11 protein-coding genes are annotated in these 12,822 nt (G+C 61.8%); 7 read left to right on the top strand and 4 right to left on the bottom strand.

What is annotated here, in order from left to right; genetic code table 11:
- Window positions 1-6: 6 nt before the first annotated feature.
- Window positions 7-1,167: an alpha-hydroxy acid oxidase gene (locus PWM43_RS10385; RefSeq protein WP_289842433.1), complete on the top strand. Its 1,161-nt coding sequence runs from the start codon at window positions 7-9 to the stop codon at window positions 1,165-1,167.
- 132 nt (window positions 1,168-1,299) lie between these two features.
- Here PWM43_RS10385 and PWM43_RS10380 read toward each other — a convergent pair whose 3' ends face one another.
- Genes PWM43_RS10380 through PWM43_RS10365 form a run of 4 tightly spaced genes read right to left on the bottom strand, consistent with a single transcriptional unit; the run spans window position 1,300 to window position 5,367 of the window.
- Window positions 1,300-2,250, bottom strand: coding sequence for an isopenicillin N synthase family dioxygenase (locus PWM43_RS10380; protein ID WP_289842432.1), 951 nt, complete (start codon window positions 2,248-2,250; stop codon window positions 1,300-1,302).
- A gap of 17 nt (window positions 2,251-2,267) precedes the next feature.
- Window positions 2,268-2,816 (bottom strand): HutD/Ves family protein, encoded by a 549-nt coding sequence (locus tag PWM43_RS10375; protein WP_289842431.1) that lies wholly within the window; start codon window positions 2,814-2,816, stop codon window positions 2,268-2,270.
- Window positions 2,813-4,204, bottom strand: coding sequence for an FAD-binding oxidoreductase (locus PWM43_RS10370; RefSeq protein ID WP_289842430.1), 1,392 nt, complete (start codon window positions 4,202-4,204; stop codon window positions 2,813-2,815). The genes PWM43_RS10375 and PWM43_RS10370 overlap by 4 nt, the downstream gene beginning before the upstream one ends.
- An 8-nt stretch (window positions 4,205-4,212) precedes the next feature.
- On the bottom strand, window positions 4,213-5,367 hold the full coding sequence (locus tag PWM43_RS10365; RefSeq protein WP_289842429.1) for an aminotransferase class I/II-fold pyridoxal phosphate-dependent enzyme: 1,155 nt from the start codon (window positions 5,365-5,367) through the stop codon (window positions 4,213-4,215).
- A 202-nt stretch (window positions 5,368-5,569) separates the two neighbouring features.
- Between PWM43_RS10365 and PWM43_RS10360 the strand changes: the two genes are divergently transcribed.
- From PWM43_RS10360 to PWM43_RS10335, 6 genes are all read left to right on the top strand, one after another.
- A complete protein-coding gene (locus PWM43_RS10360) occupies window positions 5,570-6,385 on the top strand; it encodes a phytanoyl-CoA dioxygenase family protein (RefSeq protein WP_289842428.1) in 816 nt (271 codons plus the stop codon).
- A 2-nt stretch (window positions 6,386-6,387) separates the two neighbouring features.
- On the top strand, window positions 6,388-7,284 hold the full coding sequence (locus tag PWM43_RS10355; RefSeq protein WP_289842427.1) for a substrate-binding periplasmic protein: 897 nt from the start codon (window positions 6,388-6,390) through the stop codon (window positions 7,282-7,284).
- A gap of 9 nt (window positions 7,285-7,293) precedes the next feature.
- Window positions 7,294-8,004 carry an amino acid ABC transporter permease gene (locus PWM43_RS10350; protein ID WP_289842426.1) on the top strand — a complete coding sequence of 237 codons (711 nt, stop codon included), beginning with the start codon at window positions 7,294-7,296 and terminating at the stop codon, window positions 8,002-8,004.
- Complete coding sequence (locus tag PWM43_RS10345; protein WP_289842425.1) at window positions 8,001-8,786, top strand: amino acid ABC transporter ATP-binding protein; 786 nt, start codon at window positions 8,001-8,003, stop codon at window positions 8,784-8,786. Before PWM43_RS10350 ends, PWM43_RS10345 begins: the two co-directional genes overlap by 4 nt.
- Before the next feature lie 61 nt (window positions 8,787-8,847).
- Window positions 8,848-10,212: a purine-cytosine permease family protein gene (locus tag PWM43_RS10340; RefSeq protein WP_289842424.1), complete on the top strand. Its 1,365-nt coding sequence runs from the start codon at window positions 8,848-8,850 to the stop codon at window positions 10,210-10,212.
- A gap of 308 nt (window positions 10,213-10,520) precedes the next feature.
- The gene (locus tag PWM43_RS10335) at window positions 10,521-12,815 is read left to right on the top strand and encodes a TonB-dependent receptor (RefSeq protein WP_289842423.1); all 2,295 of its coding nucleotides are present in this window, start codon (window positions 10,521-10,523) and stop codon (window positions 12,813-12,815) included.
- The last annotated feature ends 7 nt before the right edge of the window (window positions 12,816-12,822 follow it).

Raw genomic sequence — 12,822 nt, 5'->3', positions numbered from 1 at the left:
AACCCGATGATGGGACACGGCATCGACGACGGCGCTTTCTCTGGGCTTGCCCGGAAGGCGCGCCGTCGTCTGCCGCGACTTTTCGCCGACTACATCGATGGCGGCGCGCATGGCGAGCACACGCTGCATCGCAACCGCGCCGCCTTCGCCCGCTGGGGCGTCATGCCGCGCGGCCTGCGCGACGTCTCATCCATCGACCTGACCACATCCTGCTTCGGGCGCGCCTGGCGGCTGCCGTTTTTCCTCGCCCCCGTCGGCTTCGCGGGCATGTTCCATGCCGACGGCGAACCGGGGGCCGCAAACGAGGCCGCGAGACGCTCGGTCGGCATGGGCGTCTCGACCTTTTCCATTCACGCCATGGAAACCGTCGCCGCCAGCGGCGCGGATCTCATGGCGCAGATCTACGTCATGCGCGATCGCGGCATCACGCGTGACATGCTGGCCCGTGCCCGCGCCTGCGGCATGTCGGGCATCATCGTCACCATCGACACCGCCATCACCCCGGTGCGTGAGCGCGATGTGCGCAATGGCTTCCGGCATCTTTCGCGCCCGACCGCCGCCCAGATGGTCGGGCTGCTGAAACGCCCCTTGTGGTTAACGGATACCGTGAGGCGGGGACGCAATACCGTGGGCAATATCGACCGTTACACGACGGCGCGCGGCGTCATGGCACAGGCACGCGACGTGGCCGCACAAATCGACCCGACGCTGGACTGGGACGACCTGGCCTGGCTGCGCGACGCATGGAACGGCGCGCTCGTGGTCAAGGGCATCATGCATCCGGACGACGCCCTGCGCGCGGCGGAACACGGCGCGGATGGCATCATCGTCTCCAATCATGGCGGTCGCCAGATGGACCCCGCGCCGGGAACGCTGGATGTCCTGCCAGCCATCGCGGACGTCATCGGCGGGCGGCTGGACATCGTCGTTGATGGCGGCATCCGGCGCGGTGGGGATGTCGTCACCGCCCTGGCGCTGGGCGCTTCCGCCGTTTCGCTCGGACGTCCCTGGGCGTGGGGACTGGCGGCCTATGGCGCGCGCGGCGTCGGCGCGGCGCTCGCGGATCTGGAGCGCGAACTCCGCGACGTCATGGCGCTGGCGGGGCTGTGCGATATCGCGGCGCTGCGAAGGGCCGGACGAACGGCGCTCTGGCCTCTGCCGTCCTGAAGGATCCCCCTCGGGCTCTGCCTGCACCCGGAAGGGGTTTAAACCCCTTTACCCCATCGACATCAACGCATCGGTTCCCAAAGGCCGGGGCCTTTGGCGGGTCAAGGGCAGCGCCCTTGCCTTTACCTGGTGTCAGGGGCTCTTCGGCTTCTGCGAATCCCGAATTCGCCCGATGATGTAATCGCCCGCCGAAACGGGCGGAAAAAGGGAGTCCACCCCGTCCGGCAGGTTCAGATCACGCGGATCGACAATGGCGTCATAATCGGGATCGTAGAACGTCGCGATCGAAAGACGTTCCCGGCCCGAACGATTGGTCACGCGATGCATGTTCGAATTATAGCGTCGATTGGACCAGCGACAGAGAAGATCACCGATATTGATGACCAGCGTCCCCGGAATGGGCGGCGCGGGCACCCATTGCCCGTCCACGCCCTGCACATCGAGGCCACCGGTGCCGTCCTGCCACAGCAGGGTGATGCATCCGTAATCGGTATGCGGCGCGACCCCGAACTGGTCCTTCTCGCGCTCCGGCGGGTGCGGCGGATACCAGATGGCCTGGGTCCGCTGCAAAGGACGATCATATTTGGAAACGAAGAAATCCGGTGCGATCCCGAGCGAGCACGCCACGGCGCGTAGCAGATGCTGCCCGCAGACCCCGACGGCCTCGAAATAATCCGTCATGGCCTCGCGAAACGCGGGCCGGTCCGCGGGCCACTGGTTCGGACCACGCAAAGGCTGCCCTGCCAAAACAACGGGATCATCGGCCGGAAGCTCCAGACCGATCTGGTAGAACTCCTTGTAGTCCGGGTTTTCGGCGCCATACATCGTCGTGCGGTTCAGGGCGTTGAAGCCGCGCACGGCTTCCTTCGGCTTGCAGGCCAGCTTTTCGTCCATCGGCGCATGAAAAAAATCGAGCGCCTCGTCGTGGACGCGGCGGATCAGGTCTTCGGAAATCCCGTGATTGCGCAGATAGCAGAAGCCAGACGTCGAAAAGGCATTGCTGATGAGCGCCCCGGTCGGGGCATAGTCGCCCGCGCGTGCCGGACCGAGATCAATGATGGGAAGATAGGCCGTCTCGCTCATGAATCGCCCTCGGGAAATCAGGTTGTCTGAAAAACGCAAGCCGCCAGACAGGCCGAAGCATGGCCATCCGGACGGAGAAAAAGAGATCGCCCGTCACCGCCCCCCATGGCGATCCAATCGGGAGAGACGCTGCGGGATGCGCCCTCGACAGACCAGACGCCCGCAAGCGGCAGCAGAACGAACCGCGCCCCGGCGGGCAGGGCGAAAGCGCGGTCATGAAGCGCAAGCCCGGCCCGTATCCCGGCGCGGGCCATCAGGTTGAAGGCCCGGAGAGACTGGCCGTGACAGCAGGCCGAGACGGTCTCGCTCCCGTCGAAACGAACGATATCGCCGCGCGCCTCAAGCGTAACGGCAGCTGGCGACAGGCCCGTCAAGGTAAGCCGCCCGGCCGAGGCGAGCGCGAGACTGCGCTTCAGTCCGGGGAAGGTGGAGAACTCTCCGTCGGCGTCGATATCCGCGAGACTGACCCGCCATCCCTCACCGGCCGCGATTTCACGCGTCATGCCTCTCCCGTTGCGCCAGGGACGCGATGGAAACGACGCGACGAGCGAAACCGCGATCGTCATGTCGTGACGGGCGGCAGCATTTTGCCGGGATTGAGAATGGCGTTCGGATCGAGCGTCGCCTTGATGGCGCGCATGACATCGAGCGAAACGGCGTCATGCTCATCGGCCATGAATTCCATCTTGGCCAGTCCGACGCCATGCTCTCCGCTCGCTGATCCACCAAGGGAGAGCGCGCGCGCGATCAGTCTGCGATCGAGGTCATGGGCTTTCGCGATGCCATCCGGGCCGGGAGGCACGAGCATCACCGTATGGAAATTGCCGTCGCCGATATGCCCGACGATCGGCGCGGTGATCCCCGAGGCCTCGATATCGCTCCGGGCGCCGAGAATCATCTCCGTCAGGGCCGAGATCGGCACGATGGCGTCCGTCGAAATGCCGGTATAGCCGGGCCGGTAAGCGAGACAGGCCCAGTACACCGCATGTCGCGCCTTCCACAGCGCGGCCCGCTCCTCGGGCTGCGTGCTCCAGCGAAACGCCGAACCGCCATTCTCGGCGACGATCGCCTCGACGGTCTCGATCTGCTCCCGCACAGAGGCCGGTCCGCCCGCGAATTCGAAGAACATCGTCGGCACCGCGCGATAGCCCTCGAGTTTCGAGTATGCGATGCACGCATCCATCTGCACGTCGTCAAGCAGTTCCATGCGGCCGATCGGCACGCCCATCTGCATGACCTGAACCGCCGTTTCCACGCAATCCGCCAGCGTCTCGAACTGACAGACGGCCGCCGCCGTCGTTTCGGGGATGCCGTGAAGCCGCAACTGGATTTCGGTAATGATGCCGAGCGTGCCTTCGGAGCCGATCATGAGATGGGTCAGATCGTAGCCCATCGCCGATTTACGCACCCGACGCCCGACCCGCATGACGCGCCCGTCCGCCAGCACGACCGTCAGCCCCAGCACGTTCTCGCGGATCGTGCCGTATCGCACGGCGCCGGTACCCGACGCACGCGTCGCGCACATCCCGCCGATCGTGGCCTCGCCGCCGGGATCGACCGGAAAGAACAGCCCTTCGTCCCGCAGATAAACGTTCAGCTCCTGCCGCGTGACGCCCGCCTGAACGCGGCAGTCGAGATCGCCCGCATTGACTTCGAGCACGGCCGTCATGCGCGACAGATCGAGCGAAATCCCACCCTCGATGGCGTTCAGCTGCCCTTCGAGAGACGTGCCGCCGCCAAAGGCTATGACCGGCGCATGATGGGCGTCGCAGATCTTCAGAGCGGCGGAAACGTCTTCCGTGCTTTCGACAAAGACCACGGCATGCGGGAAATGCTGCTCATGATAGCCCTCTCCATGCGCGTGCGACTCGCGCACGGACATATTGCGTGACAGGCGATCGCCAAAATGCGCCGCCAGTTCCGCAATGGCGGCTTCGATCCTCTCCGCGCTCATGATGTCTGTCAGGCCTCCACGGTTTCTGGGACGGCCACAGTTTTGAGGACGTTGGAGAGAACCGCAAGGAAGCGCGCGTTTTCTTCGGGAAGGCCAATACTCACGCGCACCCGGTCCGTATAGCCGCTCTCTTTCCACGGCTTGACGATCACGCCCTGACGCAGCAGCAGCTCGGCCAACTCACCAGACGGCACGGGAGAACGAAAAAAGAGGAAATTGCCGAGCGACGGCGCGACCTCGAGCCCCAGAGTCTCAAGTTCCGCGCGCAGGAACTCCCGATCGAGCGCCGTGCGCTCGACGCTTCGGCGCACATGGTCCGCGCCTTTCAAGGCCCCGATCGCGGCCAACTGGGCGGCGATGTTCGTATTGAACGGGTCGCGCACGACTCCCAGCGTTCGGGCGATCTCGTCGGACGACGTCACGGCATAGCCGATGCGCAGTCCTGCCAGGCCGTAGGCCTTGGAGAACGTCCGCAGGACGATCCATGGCCGACTCTGCGCGCGCAGGATCTCTCGCGCCTGCGGATAGGACGGATCAAGCTCGGCATATTCGCGATAGGCTTCGTCCACGACGATCAGGCAATCCGGCGGGCAGGCCGCGATAAGCGCGCGCAGATCGCTTTCCCCCATCGTGCAGCCGACCGGATTGGACGGATTGGAGAAAATCAGCATCCTGAGCGGCTTTGAGACAGCCTCGATCATCGCGGGCAGGTCGAATTCGCAGGAATCGGTGACCGGCACGGCCTCGACGAGCCCGCCCATCGCCTCGGCGTCCAGAATATGCAGGCCGAAAGAAGGAATGACCGTCACGATCCGATCACCCGGCGAGACATAGGCTTCGGGAATCATGCGGATGATCTGTTCGGAACCATTGCCCAGTACGATGCGCGATTCGGCTTCGCCGAGTCCCCCGGCAATCAGGCTGCGTAGTGGCCGATCGGCTTCGGGATAGAGGGCGACGTGGCTCACGAGATCGGACAGGGCATCCCTGACGCTCGGAGGCGGACCGTACGGATTTTCGTTGCTCCCCAGCTTCACCACGGACGCAACCCCGTATCGTGCCTTGACGGCGTCGGTGCCCAGCCCCGCATTATAAGGCGGCAACCGCGCGATTTCCGGGCGGCAGGCGAGTGGCGTACCAAAAGACGGGGGTTCGGACAACATGACCGGCTCTCCTGTTCAGTCACGTATATACAAGCATAAGCCCATGCGGAGGTCGAGCGTTATCGAAACGTTTTTCGCTTCTGCAACGCCATAAGCGCCGATCGGACAAAAACGGCCTCCTCGTTTCGAAATAGGATTGACCATTCTTGTACAGACAACATAGGCTCAGTGCTTCCGCGGCCATGCAGGAGTTTCACGGACGATGTCATCGCCCGCACCAACGCCTCTCTCGGACTCACAGATCAACGCCTTCCGCAACGATGGCGCCGCCGTGCTTCGCGGCGCCTTCTCGCCCTGGGCCGATACCCTGCGCGCCGGAATCGAGCGCCTCATGGCGGATCCGAGTCCTCTGGAACGCTCCTACCAGCCTCAAGGGTCAGCCCCGTTCTTTCAGGATCTGTGCAACTGGCAACGCATCCCGGAATTCCGCACCTTTATAGAACGTTCCGGCATCGGCTCGCTCGCCGCCCAACTCATGGGCGCGCGCGAGGTTCGGTTTTTTCACGATCATGTTCTGGTCAAGGAACCCGGTACATCTCTGGTGACGCCCTGGCACCAGGATCGCCCCTATTACTGCGCTCGTGGACCGAAGACGGTCAGTTTCTGGATTCCCCTCGATCCCGTGCCGGCCGCCAATGCGCTGGAATGCGTCGCGGGCTCCCATCGATGGGGGCGGGACCACAAGCCCATGCGCTTCGACGGCACGCCCCTCTATGCCGGGGACGAGAGCACGCCGATGCCGGACATCGACGCCGCCCGCGAAAACTATCGGATTCTCGCCTGGGACATGGCGCCCGGAGACGCCGTCGCATTCGACTTCGGAACCGTGCATGGCGCTGCCGCGACCGTCGGGGCCATCGATCGCCGACGTGTGTTTTCCGCGCGGCTCGTCGGGGACGAAACCACCTTCGCCGACCGGGGCGGCAAGGGATCACCGCCTTTTTCCCACCTCTCCCTGCACGACGGCGACCCGCTCGTCGGGGACGATTTTCCTCTCCTGTATCCTGCTCCGGCGTGAAATTGCGGTGGCTCCTCTGCGCGCTTGCGCTCTCGATCTGCCTCCTGCCCGGCGCTGCCCTGGCCGGTTGCCTGGATGACATCCGCGCGGCAGGCGTCATGCGCGTGGGCAACGGACTACTCGGCGCGCACCCGTCGCTCTGGCAGGATCGCGACGGCGTCTATCACGGCATCGACGCCGATCTCCTGCATGAACTGACGCGCCGCATGGGACTTCCGCGCTCGGAATTCATGATTACCGAGTGGTCCACCATGGTTCCTGGCCTCAAGGCGGGCCGATGGGACATCGTTCTGTCGGACGTCAACATCACGCAGGAACGCCGCGTGATGGGGCATGTGCTGTTCTCGTCGCCCTATTTCATGCTGTACGACTATGTGATCGTTCCCGAGAATTCGCCGATCCACACGCTCGCCGATCTGAAGGGCAGGACGATCGGCTCGGTTCTGGGCACCAACGATTCGGCGACGGCTCACGGTCTGGTCGAACGCGGCATCGCCGCCAGCGTCGCCGATTACGACACGTTCGGCGATCCTTTCCTGGCGCTGCATAACGGTCAGGTCGATGCGGTCGTCGTCGATCAGGGCACGCTCCACGCCCAGCAGACGCATTTCAAAGGCCTGCGCACGGTCGGCAGCCCGCTTTTCTACACGCCCAAGCCCCGGTGGGTCGCCGCCGAGGCCGCCGCGCCCTACCGCCTCGGCAGCGAGGGCGTCGTCGTGCCGGAGCATTGTCCTGATCTGCTGGCCTCCATCGATACCGCTCTGGACAGCATGCGAAAAGATGGCACCATCAGAACGATCCTCAAACGTTACGGCGTATGGGAACCGCAACAGGATCACCTCCTCAAGACGTCCTCCACGACGCCCGGGGGCCGCGCCCGAACAGGCGAACAGGGTTGAGCGTACCGCATGTATAATTTCTTTTTTCTCGAAGTACCCGAACACCTGCCGTTCCTCCTCAAAGGCGCGCTGGTCACGATCGAACTTTCGCTGATCTCCATGATTCTCGGCACGCTTCTTGGCTTTTTCCTTGCGATCGGTCGCCTCTCACCCCGACGTGTCCTCCGCCTGCCGCTCGACGTCTTCGTGGAGATCATCCGCGATACACCGCTGATCGTACAACTGCTGCTGATCTATTTCTCGCTGCCGGAGGCCGGGATCGTCCTGAGTGCGTTCTGGGCGGGAATCGCGGGTCTGACGCTCAATCTCGCGGCCTATCTTTCCGAAGTATTCCGCGCCGCCATCTCGGCCGTCGATCCGGGACAGAAGGCCGCCGCGATATCGCTGGGCATGTCGCCTGTCGCCGTGTACCGGCGCGTGGTGATTCCACAGGCCGGGCTGGCTTGCCTCCCCACGCTCGGCGGCTATTTCGTTGCCCTGCTCAAGGACTGTTCGCTGGTCTCGTTCATTTCGGTCAACGAACTCCTGCGGCACGCAACGATCGTCATTTCCGACACGTTCGACAGCATGAACACCTATATCATGGTCGCGATCATCTATTTCGTGATGAGCTTCGTCAGCGCGCGGATCATCCGCCAGATTGAAATCCGCCTGACGCCGTCCAACAGGCGCGGCACCATCACGATACCGCTGACCATGGACAAGGAGGGCGCGCGTTGAACGCCTTTTCCGCCCCGTCCTCCACGCCCGTTCTCTCGGTGCGGCAACTCCGCAAGTCCTATGCCGGTAACCCGGTTCTCAAGAGCGTCGATCTTTCCGTCCACCAGGGCGAAATCGCATGCCTGATCGGGCCGAGCGGGGCCGGAAAGTCCACCATCCTGCGCTGCATCAACTTTCTCGAAAAACCGGAAGCGGGAGAAATCACCTTTTTTGGCGAGCGCCTGTGCTCCGAAGACGGGAATGTTTTCCATACCGCTCCGGAACGCGCCCTGCAGGCCGCTCGCGCGCGTATGCCGATGGTCTTTCAGCACTTCAATCTGTTTTCGCACCGGACGGTCATCGAAAACGTCATGGAAGGTCAGATCGTCGTCCTGCGTCGCCACAAGGACGAAGCGCGCGAACGCGCGCGCACCTGCCTCGCGCGCGTCGGCATGCTCGATCGTGCGGAATTCTATCCCGATCAGCTTTCGGGCGGCCAGAAGCAGCGCGTGGCGATCGCACGCGCGCTGGCCATGTCACCCGCGCTCATCCTGTTCGACGAACCGACGAGCGCGCTGGACCCGGGACTGGTCCAGGAAGTCCAGAGCGTGATGCGCGACCTTTCGGCGGAGGGCATGACCATGCTGATCGTCACGCATGACATGCGCCTCGTAAAAAGCATTGCGACGACGGTTCATTTCTGCGCCGATGGTCATATCCTCGAAAGCGGATCGCCCGCCCTTCTGCTGCACAAAACGAATCCCGGTCGTATCCGGACTTTTATGGCCGCTGCCGCGCACTGAGCGTAGCGTCCCGATTTTTCCCGAATGTCTAACGCAGGTGATTATGACCGCACACCCGACCATGACCGACGCCCCGGCTGATACGGGTGTGGAGTTCCAGACCATCTACCCGGTCCCGACGTCCGAGCGTCACGGAACGGCCAGGGATCTTTTCGGACTGTGGTTTGGCGCCAACATGACCATGCTTACCGTCACGACAGGCGGCGTCATGCGCGGCACGTTTCATCTGACGCCTCTTACGGCTCTCGCCGCCGCCCTCGTGGGCAATCTCGTCGGCGGTCTCTTCATGGCCCTCCATGCGGCGCAGGGCCCGCATCTCGGCATCCCGCAGATGGTCCAGTCCCGCGCGCAGTTCGGCATGCTGGGAGCGGCCCCCATGACGGCGCTGATTGTCGTCATGTTCCTCGGCTTTTCGGCATCCAACCTTGTTCTGGGCGGTCAGGGGTTATCGTCGATCATCCCAGGCCTCGACGGCACACCGGGCATGATCGTCGTCTCCCTGCTGTCTCTCATACCCGCGGTGTTCGGCTATCGCGCGATTCACAATGCGACGCGTATCGCGGCCGTTCTATGTGGTGGCGCGGTGTTTGCGTGCCTCGCCGTCGCATTCATGAATGTTCCGCATACGGCGACATGGTGGATCACCGGGGGCCACGATACGATCCCGGGATTCCTGGGCGCGATGTCGATCGCCGCTTTATGGCAGATCGCCTACGCCCCCTATGTTTCCGACTACTCGCGCTATCTGCCGAGCAGTCGGTCTGGAGAACGTCAGGCCTTTCATTCCACCTACTGGGGATGCGTTCTGGGCTCCTTCATCGCCATGCTCGTGGGGATCGTCACGGGCGCGGAGGTGACGGCCGTCCTCACACGCGCCTTCGGCGGATGGGGCGCGCCCGTTCTCGGCGTTCTCTCGCTCGGCATTATCGTCGCCAATGCGATGAACCTCTATTGCGGCGCCCTGTCATCGATTACCGTTTTCCAGACAATCATCCCCTGGAAACATTTCGGGCGCGGCTGGCGAATCGGCCTGACGACAGGGCTGCTCGCCGCGTCCCTCTTCGTGGCGATGGCCATGGCCTCGCAGTTCGACTCAGCCTATGCTGGCTTTCTTGAACTGCTGATGGCGATCATGGTCCCATGGTCGGCGATCAATCTGGTGGATTATTATATCCTGCGTCACGGCAGCTACGACATCCCCTCGTTTTTCGCGGCTGATGGCGGCGTGTATGGCCGCTTTAATGTTCCCGCCCTGCTCGCCTATGTTTTCGGCCTTCTGGTGCAGATCCCTTTTCTCTCAAATGAGCTCTATGAAGGTCCGATCGCGCAATTCTTCGGTGGTGCGGATCTATCGTGGATTTTTGGTCTGTCTCTGACAGGTCTGGCGTACGTCCTGGTCGTACGTGCGACATCCAGACTCTCTTAATTTCTGTTTCGATACGAATCCCGTTGACTATACTCGTATAGACATTTTAGGCTCGAAACGAGCAGCGACGCCGTTACGGCAGATTTGAGGAAATGGCACTGTCTCATCACAGCGAGGCTCAAGCAGCCTGCGCATTGCCTATTGGGTGGATAAACATGCGGATGATACCCCTGTCGAAATTGTGTCTGTTCTCCACAATGCTTATTTCGATTGGCACGGGCCTCGCTTCCGCGCAGACTGCAACCCCCGTGAAGGCGCGGACCGTCAAGCATCGGTCCACACCGCCGACCGAAACAAAAAAAACAGCCGTGACCGCCAAAACTCCGCTACCGGAAAAAAAGCCCGCGTTTTACCTGAGCTCGACGTCTGAAACCTTCGACGTCAAAGCGGCTCACATCACGCATGGCGCGCTGGTGACGGTCAGTCAGAAACTGTTATCGCAAGCACCTGCCGGCACCAATCCGCTGAAAGTGCTTTCGCAACTTCCCGGCGTCATGTTCCAGTCGGCCGAACCACAGGGCATCGACATCTGGTCGCAGCAGCTCTTCATGCATGGTTTTCAACAGCAGGAGATCGGCTTTACGCTCGACGGCATGCCGCTCGGCGAGCAGTCGTTGCGAAATTATAACGGCCTGAACACACTCCTCGCGATTTCATCTGAAAACGTCGCGCGGATCGACGTCTCACAATCGGCGGGCGCCGAAGATGTCGCCTCGACGAGCAATCTCGGCGGATCGCTGGCCTACGTCTCGCGCGACCCGCTGCACAAACTGGGGGGCACGATCAGCCAGGGCTTTGGAAGTTACGCGAACTACCACACGTTCCTGCGCTTCGACAGCGGCGACCTGAACCGGACCGGCACGCGCTTCTATACCTCCTACAGCCGCCAGGACGGCCAGATCTGGAAAGGGACCGGAGACCAGTTCGTCCAGCAGGTCAATGCGAAGCTCATCCAGCCTCTCGGTGCGGAAAGTTTCTTGTCGGCCTATTTCGACTGGGCGGACGAACACCAGTTCTCGACGCCGGACGCTTCTCCCGAAGTCATCAGGAAAGTCGGCTATAACGTCACGAACTACTATAATGGCAAGCAGAGCGGCCTCCAGACGGCCATCGACGCCGCCAACGGTATTTTCCAACCCTCGTTTGCGGGCCTGGAAGACCCCGAGGACTCTGCCTATTACGACGCGACCCTCAACAGTGAGGATTATATGGGTGGTCTGCGCGCTCATCTGCAACTCACGGATCACCTCCTGTGGGATACGACGGCTTACGGACATGGCGAGACCAACCAGTCGACATGGACCACGCCTTATTACCCCTCTCCGAACGGTTCTCCTCTTTCGGAGCTGAGAAAAGCCCCCGCCATTCAGCGTTTCGGCATCCTGTCACGCATCCATTACGATACCGAGAATAATCAGCTTGGCGGCGGCGTCTGGTATGAGAACAATAATTTCCGCTCTCCCCAGTACGACTTTGAAATGCCCAATATCGTCGATGGAAAAATGACGTCGGCTTTGCCGAATCCGCTGAATTACTGGAAGCATCCGTTCGCCGAGATCTTCAATCAGGATTATAACACCAATACCTTCACGGCCTTCGTTCAGGACACGTACCATCCGATCGAGCATCTCGCGCTGCATTTCGGTTTCAAATCTGTCCTGAGCACAACGCGCGTGGGGAATGGTTATGCCAATCCAGACTATTACGGCGCGGGAACCCAACTTGCGAGCGGCGTCGGCCTGACCACAGCGAAGGCGTTCCTGCCGCATATCAGCGCCGACTGGCATTTTCTCCAGCATCATGAGCTGTTCTTCGATATTTCGGAGAACGTCCACACCTACGCGCAATGTGGCTACAAGTTATGCGCCTCGCCTTTCGCGGTGACGCAGACGGCTTTCGAGGCGGGCCAGTCCTCTTTCAGGCCCGAAACGGACTGGACTTATGCCGTCGGCTATCGTTATTCCAGCGAGCGCGTCGGCCTGTCACTTTACGGCTATCGCACCAATTTCAACAATCGTCTGCAACAGGTGACATCCGGCTCCTCGGTCAACCCGATCTCAACCGTGGCCAACGTCGGCGGTGTCACCATGAACGGCGTGGACGCGGCCCTGACCATCATGCCGATCCGCAACCTGATGTTCACGAACAGTCTCAGCTACGATCACGCAACCTATGACAACAACATCACCGAAGCTGGCACCATCTATCATCTCAAGGGCGCGCAGATCGTCAACTATCCGCGCTACATGTACAAAACCCGTCTATCCTATGACTGGAAAGGCCTGACCGCCTATATCGATGCCAGCTACAACAGCCGCCGGAATTTCAGCTATACAGGCGACGTCAAGGTGCCGTCTTACTGGCTTTCGAACCTTGGCATTCAGTATAATCTCAGCAAATTGCCTGTAATCCATGACAATCTGAAACCCGCCAAGGATCTGACGCTTTCGTTCAGCGTCGCCAACCTGCAAAACACGCATTACATCGCGACGATGGGTGAGAACGGCAACCCGACGAACATTGCCACCGGCGCGCTCGCCTACCAGTCTTTTCTGGTCGGCGCGCCGCGCATGTTCTTCGGATCGATCAGCGCCAATTTCTGATTTTTCC

The organism is Brytella acorum, assembly GCF_029309905.1.
Classification (GTDB): domain Bacteria; phylum Pseudomonadota; class Alphaproteobacteria; order Acetobacterales; family Acetobacteraceae; genus Brytella; species Brytella acorum.
The sequence above is the reverse complement of the archived record's forward strand: the minus strand, read 5'-3'. Positions and strand labels throughout refer to the sequence as shown.